The sequence below is a fragment of the Microbacterium sp. NPDC089188 genome (genome assembly GCF_040685155.1).
GTDB classification, from domain to species: Bacteria; Actinomycetota; Actinomycetes; order Actinomycetales; family Microbacteriaceae; genus Microbacterium; species Microbacterium galbum.
In genome coordinates this window covers 261,881-284,561 of sequence record NZ_JBFBHH010000001.1, presented here as the reverse complement: position 1 = coordinate 284,561, position 22,681 = coordinate 261,881, and the positions used below count along the sequence as shown (strand labels likewise).

At 72.7% G+C, this 22,681-nt stretch carries 24 protein-coding genes, 1 pseudogene and 2 riboswitches; of the genes and pseudogenes, 13 read left to right on the top strand and 12 right to left on the bottom strand.

The features are described 5' to 3' along the window. Positions 1 to 84: 84 nt before the first annotated feature. Entirely contained in the window at positions 85 to 483 is a 399-nt protein-coding gene (locus tag AB0N80_RS01215; RefSeq protein ID WP_315994334.1) for a hypothetical protein, read from the top strand. A gap of 210 nt (positions 484 to 693) precedes the next feature. On the opposite strand, the gene AB0N80_RS01210 is transcribed toward AB0N80_RS01215, so the two are convergent. Genes AB0N80_RS01210 through AB0N80_RS01200 form a run of 3 tightly spaced genes read right to left on the bottom strand, consistent with a single transcriptional unit; the run spans position 694 to position 3,680 of the window. Next, positions 694 to 1,512 carry a TSUP family transporter gene (locus AB0N80_RS01210; protein WP_363577076.1) on the bottom strand — a complete coding sequence of 273 codons (819 nt, stop codon included), beginning with the start codon at positions 1,510 to 1,512 and terminating at the stop codon, positions 694 to 696. Between the two features lie 54 nt (positions 1,513 to 1,566). Next, complete coding sequence (locus tag AB0N80_RS01205) at positions 1,567 to 2,385, bottom strand: ABC transporter permease (protein WP_363577074.1); 819 nt, start codon at positions 2,383 to 2,385, stop codon at positions 1,567 to 1,569. After that, positions 2,382 to 3,680, bottom strand: a complete 1,299-nt coding sequence (locus AB0N80_RS01200) for an ABC transporter ATP-binding protein (protein ID WP_363388854.1) — start codon at positions 3,678 to 3,680, stop codon at positions 2,382 to 2,384. The genes AB0N80_RS01205 and AB0N80_RS01200 overlap by 4 nt, the downstream gene beginning before the upstream one ends. Before the next feature lie 87 nt (positions 3,681 to 3,767). On the opposite strand from AB0N80_RS01200, the gene AB0N80_RS01195 reads away from it, so the two are divergent. Genes AB0N80_RS01195 through AB0N80_RS01175 form a run of 5 tightly spaced genes read left to right on the top strand, consistent with a single transcriptional unit; the run spans position 3,768 to position 7,456 of the window. Beyond that, positions 3,768 to 4,832 carry an enoyl-CoA hydratase/isomerase family protein gene (locus AB0N80_RS01195; protein ID WP_363577072.1) on the top strand — a complete coding sequence of 355 codons (1,065 nt, stop codon included), beginning with the start codon at positions 3,768 to 3,770 and terminating at the stop codon, positions 4,830 to 4,832. Between the two features lie 28 nt (positions 4,833 to 4,860). Beyond that, the gene (locus AB0N80_RS01190; protein ID WP_363577070.1) at positions 4,861 to 5,691 is read left to right on the top strand and encodes an LssY C-terminal domain-containing protein; all 831 of its coding nucleotides are present in this window, start codon (positions 4,861 to 4,863) and stop codon (positions 5,689 to 5,691) included. Next, the gene (locus AB0N80_RS01185; RefSeq protein ID WP_363577068.1) at positions 5,688 to 6,263 is read left to right on the top strand and encodes a hypothetical protein; all 576 of its coding nucleotides are present in this window, start codon (positions 5,688 to 5,690) and stop codon (positions 6,261 to 6,263) included. The genes AB0N80_RS01190 and AB0N80_RS01185 overlap by 4 nt, the downstream gene beginning before the upstream one ends. Positions 6,264 to 6,304: 41 nt before the next feature. Further along, positions 6,305 to 7,234, top strand: coding sequence for a DnaJ domain-containing protein (locus AB0N80_RS01180; protein ID WP_315994341.1), 930 nt, complete (start codon positions 6,305 to 6,307; stop codon positions 7,232 to 7,234). Positions 7,235 to 7,273: 39 nt separating this feature from the next. Then, on the top strand, positions 7,274 to 7,456 hold the full coding sequence (locus AB0N80_RS01175) for a DUF5302 domain-containing protein (RefSeq protein WP_315994342.1): 183 nt from the start codon (positions 7,274 to 7,276) through the stop codon (positions 7,454 to 7,456). 84 nt (positions 7,457 to 7,540) lie between these two features. Here AB0N80_RS01175 and thiD read toward each other — a convergent pair whose 3' ends face one another. The 8 genes and pseudogenes from thiD to AB0N80_RS01135 all read right to left on the bottom strand — a co-directional run bounded on the left by thiD (position 7,541) and on the right by AB0N80_RS01135 (position 15,496). Further along, positions 7,541 to 8,971, bottom strand: coding sequence for a bifunctional hydroxymethylpyrimidine kinase/phosphomethylpyrimidine kinase (gene thiD, locus AB0N80_RS01170; RefSeq protein ID WP_363577066.1), 1,431 nt, complete (start codon positions 8,969 to 8,971; stop codon positions 7,541 to 7,543). Then, entirely contained in the window at positions 8,968 to 9,615 is a 648-nt protein-coding gene (thiE, locus tag AB0N80_RS01165) for a thiamine phosphate synthase (RefSeq protein WP_363577064.1), read from the bottom strand. Before thiE ends, thiD begins: the two co-directional genes overlap by 4 nt. After that, positions 9,612 to 10,457: a hydroxyethylthiazole kinase gene (gene thiM, locus AB0N80_RS01160; RefSeq protein WP_363577062.1), complete on the bottom strand. Its 846-nt coding sequence runs from the start codon at positions 10,455 to 10,457 to the stop codon at positions 9,612 to 9,614. The genes thiE and thiM overlap by 4 nt, the downstream gene beginning before the upstream one ends. Beyond that, positions 10,449 to 10,540: riboswitch (TPP riboswitch) on the bottom strand. (Overlaps the previous gene by 9 nt.) A 306-nt stretch (positions 10,541 to 10,846) precedes the next feature. Further along, positions 10,847 to 11,512 carry an SDR family oxidoreductase gene (locus AB0N80_RS01155; RefSeq protein ID WP_363577060.1) on the bottom strand — a complete coding sequence of 222 codons (666 nt, stop codon included), beginning with the start codon at positions 11,510 to 11,512 and terminating at the stop codon, positions 10,847 to 10,849. A gap of 364 nt (positions 11,513 to 11,876) precedes the next feature. Further along, positions 11,877 to 12,689 (bottom strand): annotated as a pseudogene (locus AB0N80_RS01150) (HNH endonuclease); the annotation flags it as partial. A 15-nt stretch (positions 12,690 to 12,704) separates the two neighbouring features. Further along, entirely contained in the window at positions 12,705 to 13,226 is a 522-nt protein-coding gene (locus AB0N80_RS01145; protein ID WP_363577058.1) for a hypothetical protein, read from the bottom strand. Between the two features lie 269 nt (positions 13,227 to 13,495). After that, the gene (locus AB0N80_RS01140) at positions 13,496 to 13,852 is read right to left on the bottom strand and encodes a GntR family transcriptional regulator (protein ID WP_363577056.1); all 357 of its coding nucleotides are present in this window, start codon (positions 13,850 to 13,852) and stop codon (positions 13,496 to 13,498) included. Between the two features lie 3 nt (positions 13,853 to 13,855). Continuing rightward, complete coding sequence (locus AB0N80_RS01135) at positions 13,856 to 15,496, bottom strand: D-alanyl-D-alanine carboxypeptidase (protein WP_363577054.1); 1,641 nt, start codon at positions 15,494 to 15,496, stop codon at positions 13,856 to 13,858. Between the two features lie 36 nt (positions 15,497 to 15,532). Further along, a riboswitch (TPP riboswitch) is annotated at positions 15,533 to 15,643 on the top strand. Between AB0N80_RS01135 and AB0N80_RS01130 the strand changes: the two genes are divergently transcribed. The 3 genes from AB0N80_RS01130 (at position 15,636) to AB0N80_RS01120 (ending at position 18,537) form a co-directional block, all read left to right on the top strand. Beyond that, the gene (locus AB0N80_RS01130; protein WP_363577052.1) at positions 15,636 to 16,274 is read left to right on the top strand and encodes an ECF transporter S component; all 639 of its coding nucleotides are present in this window, start codon (positions 15,636 to 15,638) and stop codon (positions 16,272 to 16,274) included. It overlaps the preceding riboswitch by 8 nt. After that, positions 16,274 to 17,725 (top strand): ABC transporter ATP-binding protein, encoded by a 1,452-nt coding sequence (locus tag AB0N80_RS01125; protein ID WP_363577050.1) that lies wholly within the window; start codon positions 16,274 to 16,276, stop codon positions 17,723 to 17,725. Before AB0N80_RS01130 ends, AB0N80_RS01125 begins: the two co-directional genes overlap by 1 nt. 38 nt (positions 17,726 to 17,763) lie before the next feature. Next, positions 17,764 to 18,537: an energy-coupling factor transporter transmembrane component T gene (locus tag AB0N80_RS01120; RefSeq protein ID WP_363578164.1), complete on the top strand. Its 774-nt coding sequence runs from the start codon at positions 17,764 to 17,766 to the stop codon at positions 18,535 to 18,537. A 98-nt stretch (positions 18,538 to 18,635) separates the two neighbouring features. Here AB0N80_RS01120 and AB0N80_RS01115 read toward each other — a convergent pair whose 3' ends face one another. After that, entirely contained in the window at positions 18,636 to 19,130 is a 495-nt protein-coding gene (locus AB0N80_RS01115) for a GNAT family N-acetyltransferase (protein WP_363577048.1), read from the bottom strand. Between the two features lie 143 nt (positions 19,131 to 19,273). On the opposite strand from AB0N80_RS01115, the gene AB0N80_RS01110 reads away from it, so the two are divergent. The 4 genes from AB0N80_RS01110 to AB0N80_RS01095 are packed head-to-tail and all read left to right on the top strand — an operon-like array spanning position 19,274 to position 22,650. Further along, the gene (locus AB0N80_RS01110) at positions 19,274 to 20,242 is read left to right on the top strand and encodes a hypothetical protein (protein ID WP_363577046.1); all 969 of its coding nucleotides are present in this window, start codon (positions 19,274 to 19,276) and stop codon (positions 20,240 to 20,242) included. Between the two features lie 46 nt (positions 20,243 to 20,288). After that, a complete protein-coding gene (locus AB0N80_RS01105) occupies positions 20,289 to 21,050 on the top strand; it encodes an SDR family NAD(P)-dependent oxidoreductase (protein WP_315994354.1) in 762 nt (253 codons plus the stop codon). Next, on the top strand, positions 21,047 to 21,823 hold the full coding sequence (locus AB0N80_RS01100) for an enoyl-CoA hydratase/isomerase family protein (protein WP_315994355.1): 777 nt from the start codon (positions 21,047 to 21,049) through the stop codon (positions 21,821 to 21,823). The genes AB0N80_RS01105 and AB0N80_RS01100 overlap by 4 nt, the downstream gene beginning before the upstream one ends. Beyond that, positions 21,820 to 22,650, top strand: a complete 831-nt coding sequence (locus AB0N80_RS01095) for an NAD(P)-dependent oxidoreductase (RefSeq protein ID WP_315994356.1) — start codon at positions 21,820 to 21,822, stop codon at positions 22,648 to 22,650. Before AB0N80_RS01100 ends, AB0N80_RS01095 begins: the two co-directional genes overlap by 4 nt. Positions 22,651 to 22,681: the final 31 nt, after the last annotated feature.

The following is a 22,681-nucleotide window of genomic DNA, read 5'->3' as shown; positions in this document are numbered from 1 at the left end:
CGCGTGGCGTCCCGGCATCCGTTCCGGCGATCGTTGCCGTCCTGTGAGGTGCCCGGCGGGTCGACGCACCACGACGCTGGCAGGATGGATGGCATGGTGACCCTGCTGCTCGATTCGACGCAGCTCGAGGTCGTGCTCTCGCCGACCGAGCGGGCTCTGTCGTTCCGCAAGACCAACATCGTCGTCCCCCGGGAGCACATCGACCGGGTGCAGCTGACCGACGACGCATGGACCTGGATCCGCGGGGTGCCCAACCCCGGGATCAACCTCCCCGTCGCCGTCGGGGCCGGCACGTGGAAGTCCGCCGGCGGCAACGACTTCGTCATCATCCGGGGGCGCAAGCCCAGTGTGGTCGTCGACCTCGTCGGTCACGACGAGTTCGAGCGCCTGGTGCTCACCACCAAGCACGGGGTGGCGCTGGTGAAGGCGCTGCGCCTCGACGTCGCATCCGAGCCCGAGGACGTCGCCGACATCGTCGCCTGAGCATCCCCCGCTCTTCCGGCGCTCCCGCGCACATGCGCACATGCGCGCCGAGTGTCCAGAACACCCGGACGAAATTCCGTTCCGTCCGGGTTTCCTGGACACTCGGCCGGTGCGGCCGGTGCGGCCGGTGCGGCCGGTGCGGCCGGTGCGGCCGGTGCTGCCGGTGCGATCGGTGCGGCCGGTGCGGCCGGTGCTGCGCGAAGCGCTGGATCAGCCGGCGAACTGCGCCACGGTGTCCCACGCGAGCTTGACGATCAGGATCGACAACGTCACCAGGAACACGATGCGCACGAAGCCGCTGCCGCGACGCGTGGCCATGTGCGCGCCGATGAAACCCCCGGTGATGTTCATCACGGCCATGGCGAGGCCCAGCGCGAGGATGATCTCGCCGTGCACGCCGTACACCGCGAGGGCCGCGAGATTCGTCGTGAGGTTCGCGATCTTGGCGTTCACGCTGGCCTGCAGGAACCCGTAGCCGAGCACGCCCACGATGAGGATGACGAAGAACGAGCCCGTGCCCGGACCCAGGATGCCGTCGTAGAACCCGACCAGCAGACCGATCGCCCCCGCCCGCCAGGCGACGGCCGCCCGGGAGTCGTGGCGCGGGGCGTGCTCGAGACCCATCTTCGGCTTGAACAACGTGTACAGCGCGACGGCCACCACGGCCACGAGCACGATCGGTGTGAGCACCTCGCGCGGGACGAAACGCGACAGCGCCGCACCGACCGTCGAACCGGCGTACGCCCCCGCCACCAGCGGCACGAGGAGCACGAGCTGCACCCGGATGCGGCGGAGGTACACCCAGCTGGCCGAGAGCGTCCCGAAGAACGACGACAGCTTGTTCGTGCCCAAAATGAAGGGTGTCGCGACGTCCTTCGGCACGCCGATGACGAGAGCGGGAAGCTGGATCAGGCCGCCGCCGCCGACCACCGCGTCGACCCACCCGGCGACACCCGCCGCCGCGAGCAGCAGGATGAGAGCGGCCACCGAGACGGGGAGCCACTCGGCGATCACCGGTCCATCGAGCACGGTTGATTCTCGCCGCTGCGGGCTGGGCCGACAAAAAGCGCAGCTCGGAACGGGTCAGTCGATGTCGCGGCGCCAAGTGGTGAACAGGCCGATCACGAGCAGCACCACGGCGTAGCCGAGCAGCACGAGGCCGCCCATCCACCACTCGAGGGCGTCTGCACCCGCCGTGCCCATCGCGCCGAAGATGGTCTGCCCCACGAGCGCGTCGCTCGCGGCGCTGGGGAACCACTTCACGACCTCGCCGAAGCCGTCGACCACTCCGCCCAGGGTGCGGATGATCGGTTCGACGAACAGTGTCACCGCGAGCACGATCACGATCGCGGCGACCTGGTTGCGCACGACCGTGCCGACGCCGATGCCGACCACGGCCCACAGTGCGAACGCCAGCAGCATGCGGCCGACGAGCACCCACGTGTCGGAGGAGGCCAGTTCCGCGTCGATCCCGAAGATGCTCAGCACGCCCGCGCCCGCCGCGATCGCGGCGAGGGAGCCCAGGATGCCGTAGAGCAGGCCGACCAGGATGCCGACGACGAACTTGCCGCCGAGCACGACGCCGCGGCGCGGCGTCGAGAGGAACGTGGGGGTCAGCGTCTTGTGGCGGAACTCGGTGGTCACCATGAGGGTGCCGATGAGCAGGGGGAAGACGTATCCGACCGCGGAGGCCGTGCTGTAGACGAGCGCGGGGACGCCGTCGGCCGACATCGCGGGACCCGTGCCGCCGGAGAGGCGCCCCGAGGCCACGCCGCCGAAGACGAAGGCGAGCAGGCCCGCGGTGAAGGCGACGTAGACCATGAGCACGATGCCCAGCACCCACCAGCCGGCGGTGGTGAACTGCTTGGTGTACTCGGAGCGCGTGGCGGCGAGGAGCGTCATCGCGACACCTCCTGCTCGTGACGGACGAGGTGGTCGTCGTCGGGCGTCTCGCCGCCGTGCGCGACTCCCACCGGAACGATGTCGATCACCCCGGTGGAGGCGACGGCGTACGAGGGGCGGGGGATGTCGTCAGCCTCGGTGCGGGCGGGAGCGGCCGCGACGGGGGCGATGACCGCGACCAGCGCCGTCGACGGGCGGGGCTCGTCGGCGACGCGGTCCTCGGCGGAGGGCGCCGCGTGCACGGGCACCTCGTGCTCGGGCGCCGGCGCGGTCGTGGGGGCGTCCGCCGGTGTCGGGACGTCCGCGGCCGCGGCGACCGGCTCGGGCGCTGCCCCGTCGCCGGCCGTCGCGGAGGCGGCATCCGTCGTCGGGATCGACGTTCCCCCGGCGCTCGCGTGCACGCGCGCGCCGCTCACGAGTTCGAGGAAGATGTCCTCCAGGCTCGCGCCCTTGCTCTGCAGGTTCGACAGTGCGATGCCCGCAGCGGCGGCCAGGCCGCCGATCTCCACCGGTTCGTGATGGCGGATCGTAAAGCCGTTGCGCAGCAGCTGGTAGTCGATTCCCCGCTCGTCGAGCAGCCGCGACAGCGCGGCGCGATCGGGCGAGTCGACCACCGTGGCGTACTCGTCGGGGTCGGCGAGGTCTTCGATACCGCCCTGGAACACGAGGCGGCCGCGCGAGATGATCAGCAGCGCGTCGACGGTCTGCTGCACCTCGGCGAGCAGGTGCGAGGAGATGAGCACCGTGCGTCCCTCTTCGGCGAGATGGCGCAGCAGGGAGCGCATCCAGCGGATGCCCTCGGGGTCGAGACCGTTCGACGGCTCGTCGAGCACCAGCACGCCGGGGTCGCCCAGCAGTGCCGTCGCCAACCCCAGACGCTGGCGCATCCCGAGTGAGAAGCCGCCGACGCGGCGCCCGGCCACGTCGGCGAGACCGACGAGTCCCAACACGTCGTCGATGCGGGTGGTGGGCAGGTTCGCGGCGCGGGCGTAGACCTTGAGGTGGTTCGCGGCCGATCGGCCGGGGTGGAAGCTCGACGCCTCGAGAGCCGCGCCCACCGTCTGCAGGGGGGAATCGAGGTCGGCGAACGCCTTGCCGCCGATCGTGGCGGTCCCCGACGTCGGGCGCACGAGCCCGAGCAGCATGCGCAGCGAGGTGGTCTTGCCGGCGCCGTTCGGCCCGAGGAACCCGGTGACCTGACCCGGCTCGATCCGGGCGGAGAGATCATCGACCGCCGAGACCGCTCCGAAGCGTTTGGTGAGGCCGGCGAGCTCCAGCACCTGTCCGTCGGGCATTCGGCACCTCTCGTTCGGTGGGCGTTCCGTCCATCTTCCCCGATCCGGGGCCGAAAACCCATCTGGCGGCGTGTGTAACGTGGCACCGTGCACGCACAACGATCCGCAGACGACAGCGTCCTCGTGGGGGGTCGTCGCGGCCTCGGCCACCTCACCCTCAACAAGCCCCGCGCGATCAACGCCCTCGACCTGGAGATGATCCGTGCGCTGAACGTCACGCTCGACCGCTGGGAGCGCGACACCGACGTCGACGTCATCCTGCTCGACGGCGCCGGCGACCGGGGCTTCTGCGCGGGTGGTGACGTGCGCGCGCTGCACGAGATGGTCACCGCCGGACGCGTCGACGAGGTGCACGCCTTCTTCCGCGAGGAGTACGCCCTCGACCACCGCATCGCCACGTCGCGCAAGCCCGTGATCGCGATCGCCGACGGCGTCTGCATGGGCGGCGGCATCGGACTGGCCGGTCACGCCGCCATCCGCATCGTCACCGAGCGCTCGCGCCTGGCCATGCCCGAGACGCGCATCGGCTTCACTCCCGACGTGGGCGGCTCGTGGCTGCTCGCCCGTGCCCCCGGCCGCCTCGGCGAGTACCTGGCCCTGACCGGCGCAACGATGGATGCCGCCGACGCGCTGTACGCGGGATTCGCCGACCACATGGTGCCCACCGCCCACCTCGAGGCGCTCTACGAGGCGCTGGAGAACCGGGCCGACCCCTCGAGTCCGACGGAGCTCGTGCTGCTGTTCGACGAGAGTCCGGAGCCGTCGCGCCTGATCGCGGCGCGGGAGTGGATCGACGACGCCTTCGCCGCCGCCGACGTGCCGGCGATCATCGACCGCCTGCGGGCACGGCCCGAGCCCGAGGCGCGCGAGACCGCCGACCTCCTCGCCGCGTCCGCCCCGACGGCGGTGGCGGTGACGCTCGAGGCCGTGCGTCGCGCGCGCGAGCTGCCCTCCCTGCGCGCCGCCCTCGCGCAGGAGTACGGCCTCGTGCTGTGGTTCGCGTTCACGCAACCCGACCTCGTCGAAGGGATCCGCGCGCAGGTCGTCGACAAGGACCGCACGCCGCGATGGACGCCCGCGCGGCTCGAGGAGCTGCCGAGTGGTCGCGTGGCGGAGGCCTTCGCCTATGAGCCGGAGCCGGCGCTGTGGTGACGCGCCGGCGGCCGGGATCGCGCCGGCGATGACCCCTCCGCGGCGCCGCTGGTCGTTAGGTCGAGCCCTCGACGGGTTCTTCTTCGTCTTCGCCGGTCTCGCCGCGTTCTGGCTCGCGTATCTCAGCTTCACCGAGTCGTTCTCGCTCGGATGGGCCGGCATCGCGATGGCGATCGCCTTCTGGGTGCTGCTCGCCTATCTCGTGCTGCCGCGGCTGCATCGCATCCTCACCGCCATCTACGTCCCCGACTACTTCATGGGGCGTACGCGCACGTCCGACGGGCTGTTGGGCGACCCCGTCAACCTGGCTTTCCTGGGCGAACGGGAGCAGATCGAGGACGTGCTGGCGGACGCCGGCTGGATCGCCGCCGATCCGGTCACCCTGCGCTCCTCGTGGCAGATCATCAGCTCGACCCTGCGACGGCGCAGTTATCCGCGTGCGCCGGTCAGCCCGCTGTTCCTCTTCGGGCACGTGCAGGATCTCGCGTATCAGCAGGAGGTCGCCGGATCCCCCGCGCAGCGGCACCACGTGCGCCTGTGGCGATGCCCCGACGGATGGCTCCTCCCGGGTGGACGCCGCGTCGACTGGCTGGCCGCCGGCACCTTCGATCGCGCGGTCGGCCTCTCGCTGTTCACGCTGCAGGTGACCCACCGGATCGATGCCGACACCGACATCGAGAGGGACCACATCGTGGGCAGCGTCGCCGGGGTCCGCGGGGTGGAGGTCGACGTCATCCGGGACTTCTCGACCGGATACCACTCGCGAAACGGCGGCGGAGACAGCATCACCACCGACGGCGACCTGCCCATCATCGACGTGCGAGCCGTCTCGGCGGTCGGTGGGGAGCGGACACCGTGAACGAGCAGCGGCATCCGCGCAAACGCGTGGCCTTCGAGCCGCCTCTGGATCCCACGGCGGGGGATGCCGCGATGCACCGCCCCACCGCGACCGTCGCGGGAGCGGTGCTCGTCCTCCTCCGCGCCATCGCGGGGGCCCTCTGGGCGGTGAGCGTGGCGTTCTCGCTCCCGCCGTGGCTGCAGCAGATCGCCGGCGCCGCCAGCGGCGATGCGAGCGCGTCGACCGACCCGGAGCTCGCCGCGTTCGCCGACCTCGGTATCGGCACCGCGGTCTTCCTGAGCGTCATGGGCGCCCTCTTCGTGGTGCAGGTGGTGCTCGGCATCCGGATCCTGGTCGGGGGCAACCTGTCGCGCGTGCTCGTCATGCTCATCTCGGTCGGTTCGATCAGCGCGAGTTTCGTGGGCTGGTGGGAGCTGGGGCTCGAGATCACCGTGCGCACCACGCTGCTGACGCTGAGCCTCGACATCCTCGTGCTGCTGGCCCTGTCGAGTCGCGACGCGGCGGCGTACGCGCGGCGCCCGCGCCGGAGCCGCCCCCGGGCGCACGGATCCCGCACAGGCGCGGCGCGTTAGCCTGAGAAGCGCCGCGCCCCGCGGCGGAACGGATGACGCACGTGTTCGACAGTCCTATGTCGTCCTCGGCATACGAGGTGCTCCGCGTCGCGGCCGATGTCGACGACGAGGGCCTGCGCCGCGCCTACCGGGTGCGCCTGCGCGAGACGCACCCCGACACCGGCGGCGACGCCGCCCTGTTCGTGCAGGTGCAGCGGGCATGGGAGCTCGTCGGCACGCCCGAGGCGCGCAGCGCCTACGACCGGGGCCAAGGAGCGGCGACGACCGGGGACTGGGGTGGCGCGCCGACGGCATCCACGCCCTCCCGTCCCGCGGACACCCGCCCGCGCGCGCGGTCGCACGGCCAGCCGGGCGGCTGGCGGCGTGAGCGCTACCTCGACCTGATCCGCGAGTGGGTCGGGCGCGGCGTCGACATCGCCGACCCCTACGACCCGGCGCTCGTGCGCTCGGCGCCGCCGGAGATCCGCCACATCCTCGCGGATGCGCTCGCCGAAGAGGAGACCGCGCGCCTGGTGTCGGAGCTCGGCATGGGGTACACCGTGTGGCACGACGTCTTCGCCGACCGCGACGGGGTGGATCCGGAGCAGAAGATCGACCACCTCGTGCTCGGCCCGAGCGGCCTGTACGCCCTGCTCAGCGAAGACTTCGGCGGCCCGGTCGGGGTACGCCGGGGCGAGATCACCGGTCCGAACGTCATCGGGGCGCCGGTCACGGAGCTCGTCTCCCGCGCCCGCGTCATCGCGCGTTCCGCGGGGGTGCGCTTCAGCGGGGCGATCGTCGTCCTGCCCGACGACGACGTGTTCGACGCGATCACGGAGCTCGGCAAGGTGCGGGGAACCCCCGTCGCGCTGGTCACGCGCAGCGCGCTGACGACGCTGCTGCGTCGCGGCATCACGGGCGCGCGCGAGGTGGGCGGCACCGAGCTGTTCGACATCCGCACGCGTCTGCAGCAGCGGGTCCGCCACGTCTGACCGGTGGTCCGTGTTGCGGAGCGTGCCTAGGGTGGGGGCATGAGTACCGATGAGACCTCGGATGCCACGGCATCCGCCGAGATGAAGCGCAAGTTCCAAGAGGCGCTCGCGAAGAAGAACGGTCAGCAGCGGTCGGGCCAGGCGCACCTCGACGGTCATTCCGCCGTCCAGGGCACGCACGCGGCCGTGACGAAGCGCGAGTTCCGTCGCAAGAGCGGCTGACCCTCCGCCGCCGCGCGAGTCGCCGGGAATCGTCGCCACCGGCCCGTCCGAAGCGACAGAACGTGGCGACTCGCGCGAGCGGGGTCAGCGCAGGGGCGCCTCGAAGAACGCCCGCTCGAGGGCCATCGAGCGGTCGTAGGCCGCGGCCATCGCGGAACGGACGGCGGGGGATGCCGCTCGCGCGGCGGCATCCACGATCCCCGCCGCCTCGGCCGACGACGCCGCGAACACCTCGTCGCCGTAGGCGGTGAGCCAATCGGCGTAGGCGTGGTCGGGGCCGAATGTTCCGCGCCAGCGCGCACCGATGTCGGTGTACAGCACGAAGCAGGGGAGGATCGCCGCCACGAGCACCGCGTACGAGCCCGTGCTCGACGCGGCGTGCAGGTGGTCGGTGTAGTCGAGGGTGCATGCCGCGGGCTCGAGACCCGCGGGGTCGACGTGCGAGCGGTGCAGCTCCGCCTCCTCGGCCAGGCACGACACCGACGCCGCGGCCCAGAAGCGCTGCTCGTCGACCGTGGGCGCGAGGGCCGCGGCGCGGGCGAGGACGCGCGCGTACTCGCGGAGGTAGAGCAGATCCTGGCCGAGGTACCAGGCGAACGCCGCGCGATCGAGGGTGCCGGATGCCAGGCCCCGTACGAAGGCGCAGGCGTCGACGTCGGCGCGGATTCGGGCCGTGGCATCCCACCGCTCGGCACTCCACGACCGGCCGAGGTCGATGTGCGGGCGCAGCTCGTGCAGGTGGTCGATCGGGCCGTTGCCGTGGCCGACGTGCAGCGCCTCGGCGTGCTCGAGCGCGCCGGTCAGCCAGCGCTTCGCGCGGGTCAGGGCATCCGGCCACGACAGGCCGTGGGCGGCGAGGGTGGCCATGGCCGACGACAGCGAGCAGCCGGTGCCGTGGGTGTGCCGGGTGTCGACGCGGGGTCCGGCGACCGGATGCACGCCCGAGCCGTCGATGATGGCATCCGGGCTCTGCTCTCCGTCGAGGTGGCCGCCCTTGAGCAGGACGGTCGTGCGGGAGCGCTCGGCGAGAAGCTGCGCCTGAGCGACGGCGGCGTCCCAGGACGCGGCGCGCGGCTCCCCCACGAGCACGGCGAGCTCGGGGAGGTTGGGGGTGACGAGGTGCGCTCGGTGGCAGAGGGCGCGCACGGCTTCTTCGGCGTCGGGGTCGAGCAGGCGGTCGCCGCTGGTGGCGACCATGACCGGGTCGAGCACGACGATCGGCGGCTGCACCTCGGCGAGCCAGCCCTCGACGGTCGCCGCGACCTCGACGGAGCCGAGCATGCCGATCTTGACCGCGTCGATCTCGACGTCGTCGCTGACCGCGCGCAGCTGCGCGTCGAGGAACGCGGTGGGCGGCACGTGCACCTCGCGCACGCCTCGGGTGTTCTGCGCCACGAGCGCCGTGACCGCGGCCATGCCGTAGCCGCCGAAGGCGGCGATCGACTTGAGGTCGGCCTGCACGCCGGCGCCGCCCGTCGGGTCGGTGCCGGCGATGCTCAGGACGCGCGGGCTCACGCTCCCGCCTCCCACTCATCGCGGAGGTCGCGGACGACCGCGCCGGGATCGTCGGCGCCGCTCACCGCCGACACGACGGCCACGCCGGCCGCCCCCGCGCCCCGCAGAGCGGCGACGTCGTCGACGCCGATCCCGCCGATCGCCACGCAGGGCACGGGAGTGGATGCCGCGAGCGCGGCGAACCCGTCGACGCCGAGCGGGCGCGGGTGGTCGGGTTTGGTGGCGGTGGCGCGGATGACCCCGACGCCGAGGTAGTCCACGGTGTCGGCGGGGAGCGCGGCGGCGGCCGCGAGATGGGCGGGCGTGTTCGCGGTCCACCCGATGAGGGCGTCGGGGCCGAGCAGCGCGCGGGCGGCGTCGACCGGCAGGTCGCTCTGCCCCAGATGGATGCCGTCGACCCGCGCCCCGCGGTCGCGGGCGGCGAGCACGACGTCGAGGCGGTCGTCGACCACGAACGCGCACCGCCCGGCGACGACGTCGGCCAGGTCGAGGGCGCGCGCGAACAGCTCGCCGCCCGTGGCGATCTTGTCGCGCAGCTGCACGACGGTCACCCCCGCGGTGACCGCAGCATCGACGATGCCGCGCAGTCGGGCGAAGGGCACGCGATGATCGGTGACGAGGTGCAGCGAGAGGTCGCGGGTCATCGTCGGACCCCTGTCTCGACGGTGTCGGCTCGTTCCGTCGCGATGCCGACCGATCGCAGGTCGGACGGCTCGAGCGCGGCCAGCTCGTCGAGGAAGGCGACGGCGAACGACCCCGGACCGCGGGAGACGGATGCCGCCCGCTCCGACGCGATCGCCCAGACCGCGCTCGCGGCGATCGCCGCATCGAACGGTGCCGTCACCGCCGAGAGGGCCGCCATCGCCGCGCCGAGGGCGCAGCCGCCGCCGGTGACCCGGGTGAGCAGGACACTGCCGCCGATCACGCGCACTGTGCGCTCGGCATCCACGATGAGGTCGACCTCTCCCGACACGGCGACGGTCGCTTTCGTCTCCCGCGCCAGGGCTCGGGCGGCTTCGAGGGCGTCGTCGGGTGAGTCGGTCGCGTCGACGCCGCGGCCGCCCGCTCCCGATCCGGCGAGGGCGAGGATCTCGGAGGCGTTGCCGCGGATGATCGCCGGCCGTGCGGCGAGCAGCTCACGGGCGAGGGCGGTGCGGACCGGCAGGGCGCCGACGGCGACGGGGTCGAGCACCCACGGGGTGCCGGCGCCCACGGCCTCGCGGGCGGCATCCCGCTGCTCGGCGGTCGGGGTGCCGAGGTTCACCAGCACTCCGCCCGCGACGCCCGCGAACAGACCTGCCTCGCCGGGGATGTCGCACATGGCGGGGGCGGCGCCGAGGGCGAGCAGTGCGTTGGCGGTGAAGTTCGTCACCACCGCGTTCGTGATGCACTGCGTCAGCGGAGCGGTCCGACGAAGGGCCTCGAGGCTCTCGGCGGGGGCGGGCCCTGCGGGGGTGGACGGAGACGACGACGTGCGAACGACCATTCGCGACATCCCTTCGCTAGTACGAACTAGATCAGGTTCGACGGGTGTGTTCTCAGCCCTGGCGGGCACCCCGTGTCACTGCGGGCGACGCTAGCACAGGGGGTGGACGGGGTTCACGGGTGGGCCGCGCGGGGCGCGGTCGGTCGTGGTGGGTGGTCGGTGCCGGCTGCTCGCGCGCGCTGACGCCCGTTGCGCCGCGGGTCGCCTCCCGGTGTGTGCGGCGCCGATCGTGCAGCGGGGGTCGCATGGCGGTATGTGCTGCGCCGCTCGCGCCGCGCGGGTCGCCTCCCGGTGTGTGCTGCACCACTCGTGCAGCGGGGGTGCCCGCGTGCGGGTTCGCCGGCGCTGTTGCGAGCGCGGACCCTCCTGCGCGCTGCGGTGCGCGGGGTTCAGAACCGGGCGGAGAACCCGCCGTCGGTGTGCAAAAGCTGCCCGCTGACCCACCGGCCGGCGTCGGACAGCAGGAACGCCGTCACGGCGGCGATGTCGCGGGGAGTGCCGAAGCGCCCGAGCGGGTGGTACCCGGCCAGGCCGTCGCGGGTCTCGTCGTCCATCCAGCCGGTGTCGATCGGCCCCGGATTGACGACGTTGGCGGAGATGCCGCGGGGTCCGAGCTCGCGCGCGGCCGAGATGACGATGCGGTCGAGCGCGCCTTTCGAGGCGCCGTAGGGGAGATTGCCGGTGGTGTGGTCGCTGGTGAACGCGACGATCGCCCCTCCCGTGTCGTCCACCTGCCGGGCGAACGCGGCGATCATCAGGAGGGTCGCGCGCGCGTTGACGGCGACGTGGCGGTCGAAGCTCTCTGCCGTGGTGTCGAGGATGCCGGACTCGACGCCGTGCGCGTGGCTGAGGACGAGGGCGTGGATCGGCCCGCGTTCGCCCGAGACGCGCTCGACGAGCTGCGTGGGTGCCGCGGAGTCGGCGAGGTCGCACGGATAGTCGCCGGAATCGATCTCGCTGGTCACGACGTCCCACCCGTCGGCGTGCAGGCGCGGGATGATCCCGGCGGCGATGCTGTTCGCGCGCGCGGCGCCGGTGACGAGGGCGAGGGGCATGGACGCAGGTTACGCCGTCGGTGCGCCGGGGGCGGGGCTCCGCGGGAGCGGAGGACGCGACGGTGAGCGATGTCGGAGCCGCGAGGGCGAACCGGGTGTGGTGTCGAGTCGCCGGGTGGGGGCCATTGCGATGTCGGGCGACGGGGGCGAGGTCGGATGGTGGGGCGTGGGCTTTCTGCAGGCCCGACAACGGGGTGGTGTCGGATGGTGCGTGTGGGCGGCGGGGTGTGGTGCGTCGAGGTCGTGGCGTGCGTCTCCGTGCCGCGGCAGGGGATGAGCGCGGCGTGAGGGAAGCAGCGATCAGGACGCTCGCGGGCGCGTTCGTCGAACCGGCCGACGGTGGGACGGTTGCGGGAGGTGGCCGTCAGAACGGCGCGGGAGCCTCATCCGGATCGGGTGGCGCGAGGTCGTCGGGAAGGAAACGGACCGCGGGGGAATAGGGCAACGGTTCGTCGGTGTACGTACGGCCGGTCGGCGAGGTCCACTCGAGGACTCCGCCGGGGAGTTGTCGCACTTTCCAGCGCGTGAACTGTTTCTGCGTGTGATGGCGCTGGCACAGATGGGCGAGATTGGCGACGGCGGTGGGGCCGCCCAGAGCATGGTCGACGGTGTGGTCGACCTCGCAGCGGGCGGCGGGCACGATGCAGCCGGGCCACCGGCAGTGCCGGTCACGCGCCCGGAGGTGGCGGTCGATCGCAGACGTGCGGTGATATGTGTCCGTGTGGAGCACGGCGCCGGTGACGGGGTGGGTGAGGACGCGGTCCCACGGGGTGGCTGTGGACTCCGCGAGCGTGCGGGCGGTGTGCGCGTCGACGGGTCCGTGCCCGACCAAGTGAGCAGGATCGGCGTTCTCGGTGCCGGGGTCGAGGATGCTGAGTGCGGGCACCACCACCTGCACGCGCGCGCGAATGGCGCCGAGGGTTCCCGGGCCGTCATCCCCGCGGGTGGGGTCGACCTCGGGGGCCGCCGTGAGGAGGAGATCGGCGAGGATGTCGGCGCGCAGCTGCGCGGTGGTGCGCTCGTCGGCGGGAGCGGTCGGCACGGGGGCGGTACCCGCATCGCGATGATCGATGACGGCGCGGGCCTGCTGAGTCAGTCGGTCATGGATGCCGACGGCGAGGACCGTGGGAAGGGTGGCGATGAGATCGGACATGCCGTCGTCCCCCATGACGACGCGTACGCCGCGGGTCTCTCACCCGCGCGCGTGACGTTCGGTGAGGGTCGTGGAGTGAAGCTGCTCCGCCAGCACGGCCAGGCGGGAGCGGAGCCGGCCGGGGCTGAGCCCGGGTGCAAGTGCGACGGCGAGCCTGTCGAGCTCGCTTCGCGTGTCGGGCGGGATCTCGCCGCCGACGTCGGCGATGACGTGCGCGTGGGTGCGACGGAGGAGGCCCGCCTCCCATGCGGCGAGGGTCGCGGGATAGTCGTCGACCAGGGTCATCGCGCGGATGATCTGACGCTGGAGCGACCGATCGGAGAGGCTCTCGGCCGCGGCGAGTTCCGACGCGATCTCGCGCAGCGCCAAATCGGCCGCACGCGACGAGGCGCGCTGGCCGGCCATCACGTCGAGGGCGAGGTGCCCGGCTTCGGCGAGGGCGCGGGTGCGGGCGACTTCGGCGGCCGCCAGGCTCTTTCCTGCTCGCACGACCTCGTCGAGCACCGCGGACAGGGGCCGCGCCGGCCCGTCCGAGGTCGAGGGGGAGGTCTCATCGTGCATGTGTGCATGCTACCGGGAACCTCCGACATTACCCCAGGTCAAGAGGCTCTTCTGTGGATAGATCGCTCGAGCGCTGGGTTGGGGAGGAGGGGTCGCTGCCCGGCTTCCTCGGCCGTCTACCGCATCGCAGCCCGGACGGACCGCCCACCGAGCTCCCGACCGTGGCATCGCCGCTCCTCACGCGACCGGCGACGGCTCCGTCGCCCACCGAGCGCCGCCCGGATGCGCAACCGCCGACCACCCCATCGCCGCGACGAAACCCCGCGCCCTCACCCCGCGCCGAGGGCCGCGCGCACCAGAGCCACCGCGTCCGTCGGCGAGACGCCCAGACCCCGGACTGTATCGGCGTACGTCTTCGCCGCCTGAGCGGCGCGCGTCGTCGCCGCGTCGCCGCCGCGGACGATCGTGCCGGCGCGACCGCGGGTCTCGACGTACCCGGCCTCCTCGAGCTCGCGGTACGCCCGGGCGACGGTGTTGGCGGCGAGGCCCAGCTCGGCGGCGAGGGTGCGGACCGGCGGCAGGCGCGTCCCCGCGACGAGGGAACCGTCATCGATCGCGGCGATCACCTGCGCCCGCACCTGCTCGTACGGCGGGGTGGGCGATTCGGCATCCACAGAGAACTGCATGGGTCAGTCGTTCACCCCGAACAGGTCGAGCGGATGGGTCAGACGCCACCACGGGCTCGGCGGCTCGATCTCCGCCGCGAGTCGCACGTCGACGGTGGACGCGTCGACCGGCCCGGTCGCCGTGAAGGCCCCGACCGTCTCGCCCTCGTCGCGTGCTTCGCCGAGATCGAAGCGCGTGGAGGTCTGCGCGCTGGCGCCGTTCCACAGCACCACGGTCGCGTCGTCGGCGGTGACCAGATCGATGTCGTCGCTCCAGAGCGTCTCGACCTTGCCGACGACGGTTCCCGCGGTCACGGACGGGCTCGGCTGCAGCTCCTCCTCGAGGCGCGTGAAGAGGTCGCGAGTGGCCTGGTTGCGCGTGTCGGGTCCGGGCTGGCCGAGCACCGCCGCGTAAGCCCGGACCGTCGTCCCGGCGACCGTGATGTCTTTCGCGGTCAGGAGGTTCCACGCATCGAGGGTGCCGGTCTTGACCCCCACCACGCCGGGATCGCCCAGGAGCGCATTGCCGTTCTTGAAGGTGCCCGCACCCGGCAGGGTCAACTCCGGGGTGCGCACGATCTCCGCGATCACGGGGTTGGCCAGGGCCCGTTCGGCGAGCGCGATGAGGGCCGCGGGCGTCGCGGTGTTCCCCGCTTCGATGCCCGTGGGGTTGACGATCGTGATGCCGTCGATGCCCCGCTCGGTGAGGTAGGTGTTCGCGGCGGCCGAGAACGCGGCATCCGTACCGAAGAGATCGGATGCCAGGCGCTGGGCGTAGTTGTTCGCCGAGGCGATCAGCATGCCCTGCAGCATCTGCAGCTGCGTGAGGCTTCCGTCGACGGGCACGTCGAGGGAGGATTCGCCGCGGGCGCGGTACTGCCAGTAGTCGGCGCTGTCGGCCTGGGTGAAGGCGTACGTCTTGCCCTGCTCGCCGGGTGCCAGGGGCAGGCGGTCGAGCACCACGAGCGCGGTGACCACCTTCGTGATGCTCGCGATCGACTCGGGCGCGCTCGCCGCCGACGACAGGGTGCCGGGCACGCCGTCGATCGCGATCGCCGCCTCTCCGTCGGCGGGCCACGCCGGTTGCGCCGCGGGCGCCGCCGCGGGCTCGACCGCGACCGCGCGGGTCGTGGGCTGCACGGCGTTCAGCGGCCACAGCAGGGTCGTGGCGACGTACGCGGCGAGCATGAGCACGAGCAGCACCGGGGGCACGACCGTGGCGGGCCGGAGTCGTCGGCGACGCGCGCCGGAGAGCAGGTCGGCCTGTCGACTCGTCGCGCCCGACACGACGAAGGTCGGCGACGGACGCGGCGCCGACGCCTCGCCCGGATCGACCCACGACAGGGCTCCGAGCAGGACGGGGGCGTCGGCGGACGTCGGAGCAGCAGCCGTCGGCGCAGGGGCGGGCATGGTCGTCGGCGCGTCCGGCGCCGGGGCGACTCCCGGGACTGCCGGCGCCGGGTCGGCTCCCGGAACGGACGGCGCCGGGTCGGCTCCCGGAACGGACGGCGCCGGTGCGGGTTCCGAGGCGGTCGCGGCGTCAGCGTTCGCCGGAGCGTCCGTGACGTCGGCGCCCGCCGGGCTCTCGGCATCCGTCGGGCTCTCGAGCGACGACTCGGCCGGATCGCGCGGTGCGCGCCTCGTGGCCGGGATCTGCTCGTGCACCCGCCCACGCTACCCCGGCCGCCTGTCTATACTCTTCAGCACAACCACGGGAGTCCGGTGAGCCGGGCTGAGAGGAAGCGAATCCACGCTTCGACCGTCGAACCTGATCCGGATCATGCCGGCGCAGGGAGGAGATCACATGCACACGTCCACGTCTGCCCGCACGGCCCCCCGGACGGCCGCGCTCACCCCCGACCGTTTCCGTTGGCGGGTCGTCGACATCGTCGTCGCCGCCGTCCTCGGCGTCGCGATCGGCCTGGTGTTCTGGGGGTGGAACACCGTCGGCGGCATCTGGTTCGGAGCCATGGATGCCGTGACCCCCGGCCTCGGCGGGATCGCCGTGGGCATCTGGCTCCTCGGCGGCGTCGTCGGTGGCCTCATCATCCGCAAGCCCGGTGCCGCGCTGCTCGTCGAGCTGATCGCGGCGATCGTCTCGGCCCTCATCGGCAACGTCTGGGGCATCACCACGATCTTCTCGGGTCTCGCGCAGGGCCTCGGCGCGGAGCTGATCTTCCTCGCCTTCCTCTACCTGCGCTTCACGCTCCCGGTCGCGATGCTCGCCGGCGCCGGCGCGGGGATCGGCGCGTGGGTGCTGGAGCTGTTCCTGACGCCGAACATCGTCAAGTCGCTCGAGTTCAACCTCATCTACCTCGGCACGCTCGTGGTCTCGGGCGCCGTGCTGGCGGGAGTGGTGGGCTGGTTCCTCGTGCGCGCGCTCGCGGCCACGGGCGCCCTGAGCCGATTCGCCGCGGGGCGGGAAGCACGCCGCGACGTCTGATGGCGCATCCCGCACGCGTCGACGTCGAGGGGTGGGGCTGGCGCTACGCCGGTCGCCGGCTGCCCGCGACGCGCGGGGTCGACCTGCGCATCGAACCGGGGGAGCGGGTGCTGCTGCTCGGTGCCTCGGGCGCCGGCAAATCGACTCTCCTCGCCGGCCTCGCGGGGCTCCTCGGCGGCAGCGACGAGGGTGAGGCGACCGGTCGCATCGTCGTCGACGGACAGGCGCCCGAGGCCCAGCGCGGCCGCATCGGCCTCGTCCTGCAGGACCCCGAGTCGGGCATCGTCCTGTCGAAGGTCGGTGACGACGTCGCCTTCGGCTGCGAGAACCTGGGTGTGCCCGCGGCCGAGATCCGGGCGCGGGTCGCCGAGGCCGTGGCATCCGTCGGGCTCGCCGTTCCCCTCGACCGCCCGACCAAGGCGCTCTCGGGCGGGCAGAAGCAGCGTCTCGCCCTGGCCGGCGTGCTCGCGATGCGCCCGGGGCTGCTGCTGCTCGACGAGCCCACGGCCAACCTCGATCCGGTGGGCGTCGCCGAGGTGCGCACCGCCGTCGAGCGGGTGGTCGAGAGCGAGGGGACGACCCTCGTGCTCATCGAGCACCGCACCGCCGTGTGGGCGGACCTCATGACGCGCGTGGTGGTGCTCGCCCCGGGCGGCGGCGTGCTGGCCGACGGTCCGCCCGACCGCGTCTTCGCCGAGCACGGCGATGCCCTCGCCGCCGCGGGGGTGTGGGTACCGGGGCGCCCGGTCGACCTGCCCGTGCTTCCCGCCGCGGGGGGAGGGGAAAATGCCGTGCTGTCGACGCGGGCGCTGTCGATCGGGCGCGAGAAGCGCGCGGTCGTGGCATCCGGGCTCGAGGTCGCGATCCCCTCCGGCGCGGGCACCGTCGTCACGGGGCCCAACGGCGCCGGGAAGTCGACGCTCGCGCTGACGCTCGCGGGCCTGCTGCCCGAACTCGACGGTGAGGTGACCGCCGCGGCATCCCTCGCCGCCCGCGGGATCACGCGGCCGTCGCGCTGGCGGTCGACGGAGCTGCTGACGCGCATCGGCACGGTCTTCCAGGAGCCCGAGCACCAGTTCCTCGCCTCGACCCTGCGCGACGAACTCGCCGTCGCCCCGCGTGCGCTCAAGCGGTCGGCCGCGGAGGTCGACGCGATCGTCGACGAGTTGCTCGAGCGGTTGGACCTGGCATCCCTCGCCCTCGCCAACCCCTTCACGCTGTCGGGCGGGCAGAAGCGCCGTCTGTCGGTGGCGACCGTTCTCGCGGCCTCGCCCGAGGTCATCGTGCTCGACGAGCCGACGTTCGGCCAGGACCGCCGGGGGTGGACCGAGCTCGTCGCGCTGCTGCAGCGCGAGATCGCGCGCGGGCGCACGGTCGTCGCCGTCACGCACGACGCCGACGTGGTGCGTCATCTGGGCCAGCACCGCGTGGTCATGGGGGATGTCGCGTGAGCGGCGGGAGCGCCCCGATCAGTGCGGCGGAGGTCGGGATGCCGACGCATCCACGCGCCGTCTGGCTCGACGGGGTCAACCCGGTCGCCAAGGTGCTCGTCGCGCTGGTGCTGGCCGTGCCGCTGCTGGTCACCCTCGACGCGGTGAGCGCGAGTACCGCCCTCGTGCTCGAACTGCTGTGCGTACCGCTGACCGGACTGTCGTACGCGGTGGTGCTCCGGCGGCTCGTGCCCGTGCTGGTGTTCGCCCCCGTCGCGGCGATCAGCATGCTCCTCTACGCCCGACCCGAGGGGACCGTCTACGGCACCTTCCTCTTCGCCACGGTGAGCGACGGGTCGATCGCCCTCAGCGTCGCGGTGCTAGTGCGCGTGATCGTGCTGGCGCTGCCGATGATCCTGCTCTTCGCCCGCACCGACCCCACGGAACTCGCCGATGCGCTCGCGCAGGTGGCGAAACTGCCGAGTCGCTTCGTGCTCGGCGTGCTCGCGGGAGCGCGCACGGTGGGGCTGTTCGTCGACGACTGGCGAACGATGGCCCTCGCCCGTCGCGCGCGCGGCGTGGGCGATCGCGGCGCGCTGCGGCGGTTCTTCTCGATGGCCTTCGTGCTGCTGGTGTTCGCGGTGCGCCGCGGAACGAAGCTCGCCACGGCGATGGAGGCCCGGGGATTCGGCGCCGACGTCGCGCGCACGTGGGCGCGGCCCTCGACCCTCTCGGCTCGGGATGCCGTCGCCGTCGGTTCAGCGGCGCTGCTCGTCGCTGCGGCGCTCGGGGTGGCGGTGGCGACGGGGGCGTTCCGTGTGGTGGGGACGTAACGACCCTGCCCCGTCGAGTGTCCAGGAAACGCCGTGCCCCGCGGAGTCGAGGCGGCGTGTCGTGGACACTCGTCGCGCGCGGGCGGAGGGTCTGCGGGTCAGAACACGTACTCGAAGCACAGCGAGCGCGGCATCGTCTCGATGTAGGGCTCGTACACCGGGATGGGGGTGAAGCCCGACGCGGCGTACATGCGCAGCGACTCGGGTTGCATCCTGCCGCTCTGCAGGATCACGCGGGACGCGCCGCCGCGGCGGGCGAGGTCGACGACCTGGGCGGTCAGTGCTCTCCCGACGCCGCGCCGACGGGCGGTGTCGCGCACGATCAGGCGCTTGAGTTCCCACTCGTCGCCGAGGCGCCGCAGCATCACGTGGCCGATCGGGCTGTCGTCGGCGTCGATCGCGAGCAGTGTCGCAACGATCTGCTCGCGATGCACGGCCAGCGCGGCGGTCCGCTTCGCGGCGAACTCGGGGGTGTCGTCGGCGTCGGCCTCGCGGTACCGCTCGTCGAGATCGTCGTCGAGGATGCCACGCAGGTACACGGCACGAGGGTCGTCGACGTCGACGGACTCGAGGTGGAAGGCGGGGGCGTTCACTCGTCGAGCCTAGCTTCGCGCTCGTCGCGGATGGACGCGCCGTGGCCGCGAGGCGACCCGATGGCGGGCCGCCGCACCCGCACGGCGCGTCGCGGACGCCGTCGATGCGGCGAGGCAGAATGAGGAGGGGGGAGGTGCGCAACGTGGAGCTCGCGCTGGGATTGGTGGCGGTGAGCGCGGCCGTCGCGACGGTCGTGTTCTTCGTCGCGATGCCGCGCATCGGAACCCCGGGCCGCACCACGCTCTTCCTGCGCTTCGCCGCCGTCGCCGGAGTGTGCGCCGTCGGATCGAGCGCGATGTACTTCATCTACGCGGCGGGCGGTGGCATCCTGAGCCTCGTCCTGGGGGACGTGGCGATGGTGCTCGCGCCGTCGCTCCTGCTCGTCGCGGTGAGCGTCCTCGACGGCCGCAGCGCCCGGCGCACCTCGGCGGCCGTCGTCGCCCTGGCGCTGCTGGTGGCGATCGTCACCGCGATCGTGCCGCTGCCCGGATCGCTCGCCGTCAAGGCCCTCGCGCTCGCACTCGCGTGCGGGGCCTGCGCCATCGCCGCGTTCCGTGCCGACATCGACCCGTTCGCGCCGGTGCGACTCATCGCCGTGACGACGGCGGTGTTCGCCGTCTACTGCGTCGTCCGGGTCGTCGTCGGAGCTGTCGCGGGATGGGACTCGCTCATCTACCTCGTGGGCTTCTCCTACGCCCCGGCGACGGTGCTGGGCGCCGCGGCGGTGGTTCTGTGCGGGGCGGCCGTCATCCGCCTGCGTTTCGGTGCACACGCACACGAGAAGGAGGTCGAGTGCCCCAACGGCTCGCTCGTCGTCGTCGGAGACTGGGAGCTGGCCGTCGCGGCGTACGGCGCGGATCGCGTGCACGAACTCGTCGGTCAACTCCGACAGGCGGCTCGCGGCCTCGACCCTCGAGCGCTCGAGGTTCCGCGCGGCGTGGAGCTGACGATCCCCGACCCGCTGTCGACGGTCAGCACCTGCCTGAAGAGCGACTACGGCTGGAAGGCCGAAGACGTGATCCTGCTCGTCGACGGCACCTCGACCGCGGCGATCCGGACGCAGACCGGCACCGTCCAGCGCCGGCGGTGGTGGGGGCTCAGGCGATCCTGAGTCTCGGCTAGGGTGGGACCCGGTTTCAGCTTTCGAAGGAGAACGCATGGATGTCTCAGGAGCCTCCGCCCTCGTCACCGGCGGTGCCTCGGGCTTGGGTCTCGCCACCGCGCGACGCCTCGCAGGTGCCGGCGCGCACGTCACCATCGTCGACCTGCCCTCGTCGTCCGGCGCCGAGATCGCGGACGAGCTGGAAGGCGCCTTCGCCGCGGCCGATGTCACCGACCCGGAACAGATCGCCGCGGCCGCAGCCCGGGCGGCCGAGGCCGGCCCGCTCCGCGTGGTCGTGAACTGCGCCGGGATCGCCCCTCCCGCGAAGGTGCTCGACCGCGACGGAGCGCCCTCGTCGCTCGCCGACTTCGAGCGCGTCATCCGCGTCAACCTCCTCGGCACCTACAACGTCATCGCGCAGGCCTCCGCCGTCATGGCGAAGACCGATCCGACCGAGGGGGGTGACCGGGGCGTCATCGTCAGCACCGCGAGCGTCGCCGCGTTCGACGGCCAGATCGGCCAGCCGGCGTACTCGGCGAGCAAGGGCGGCGTGCACGCGATGACGTTGCCGATCGCCCGGGAGCTCGCGCGCCACGGCATCCGGGTGTGCACCATCGCGCCGGGCATCATGGAGACCCCGATGTTGAAGGGGCTGCCGCAGGCCGCGCAGGATTCGCTCGGTCAGCAGGTGCCCTACCCCTCGCGCCTCGGCGCCCCCGACGAGTACGCGCGACTCGTCCTCGCGATCGTCGACAACGGCTACCTCAACGGCGAGACGATCCGCCTCGACGGCGCGATCCGGATGGCTCCGAAATGACCGACGGCATCCTGCTCCACGTCGAGGGCGGGCTCGCCCGGGTCACCTTCGACCGCCCCGCCTCGCTGAACGCGATGGACTTCCCCATGGCCCGCCGCTGGCGCGAGGTCGCGCACGAGGTCACCTCCGACGCGTCGGTCGGGGCGGTGATCCTGGATGCCAGCGGCCCCGCGTTCTGCGCCGGCGGCGACGTGGTCGCGATGTCGACGAGCGGATCCTCCGGCGCCGAGGTGACCGAGACCGCCCGGGCCATCCACGACGGCATCCGCACCTTCGCCGAGGCGCCGCTGCCGATGGTCGCGGCCGTGCAGGGCGCCGTCGCGGGCGGCGGCCTCGGCCTCATGCTCACGGCCGATTACGTCGTCGCGAGCGAGAACGCGCGCTTCGTCAGCCGCTACGCCAACATCGGCCTCACCCCCGACCTCGGCGTCTCCACGCTTCTGCCCGCGGCGATCGGGCAGCGCCGCGCGCTGCAGCTGCTGCTGCAGGACCGGATGCTGGATGCCGCGGAGGCCCAGGACTGGGGCCTCGTCGCCGAGGTCGTGGCATCCGCCGACCTCGCGTCGCGGGTCGAGCAGATCGCCCGCTCCTGGCTCGACGGCGCGACCGCCGCCTTCGGGCAGGCGACGCGTCTCGTGCGAGTGGGCGCGGCGCGGACGTTCGCCGAGAACCTCGACGACGAAGCCGCCACGATCGGCGCGGCCTTCGACACCCCCGAGGCGCGGGCGCGGGTCGCCGCGTTCGCCGCCGCCTCCGCGAAAGGACGCTCGTGACGCTCTCCGGAAAGACCATCCTCATGTCGGGCGGCAGCCGCGGCATCGGCCTCGCGATCGCGCTGCGCGCGGCCCGCGACGGAGCGAACATCGCGATGCTCGCCAAGACCGACACCCCGCACCCGAAGCTCGAGGGGACCGTGCACACCGCCGCCGAGGCGATCCGCGCGGCGGGCGGTCGCGCGCTGCCCATCGTCGGCGACGTGCGGGACGAGGCATCCATCACCGAAGCCGTGATACGCACGGTGGGGGAGTTCGGCGGCATCGACATCGTCGTCAACAACGCCAGCGTGATCGACCTCTCGGGCTCGCTCGAGCTCGCGACGAAGAAGTACGACCTCATGCAGGACGTCAACGTGCGCGGCACCTTCCTGCTTTCGCGCGCGGCGATCCCGCAGCTGAAGCAGGCCGAGAACCCGCATATCCTCTCGCTGTCGCCGCCCCTGAACGTCTCGGCGAAGTGGCTGGGCGCGCACACGGGGTACAGCCTCGCGAAGTTCGGCATGACGATGGCGACGCTGGGCCTCGCCTCCGAGTTCGCCGGCGACGGGATCGCCGCGAACACCCTCTGGCCGCGCACGACGATCGCGACCGCCGCCGTGCAGAACGTCATCGGCGGGGACCGTCTCATGCGCGTGTCGAGGACACCCGAGATCTACGCGGATGCCGCGTACGAGGTGTTGACCGCGCCGGCGCGCGAGCGGAGCGGGCAGACGCTCATCGTCGAGGACGTGCTTCTCGCCGCCGGGGTCACCGACTTCTCCGGCTACGCCGCGGTGCCCGGGACGCCGGATGAGGCGATGTACCCGGACATCTTCTTGGACTGACGCGGAGTCTGGTCCCTCCGACGGGCTCGGG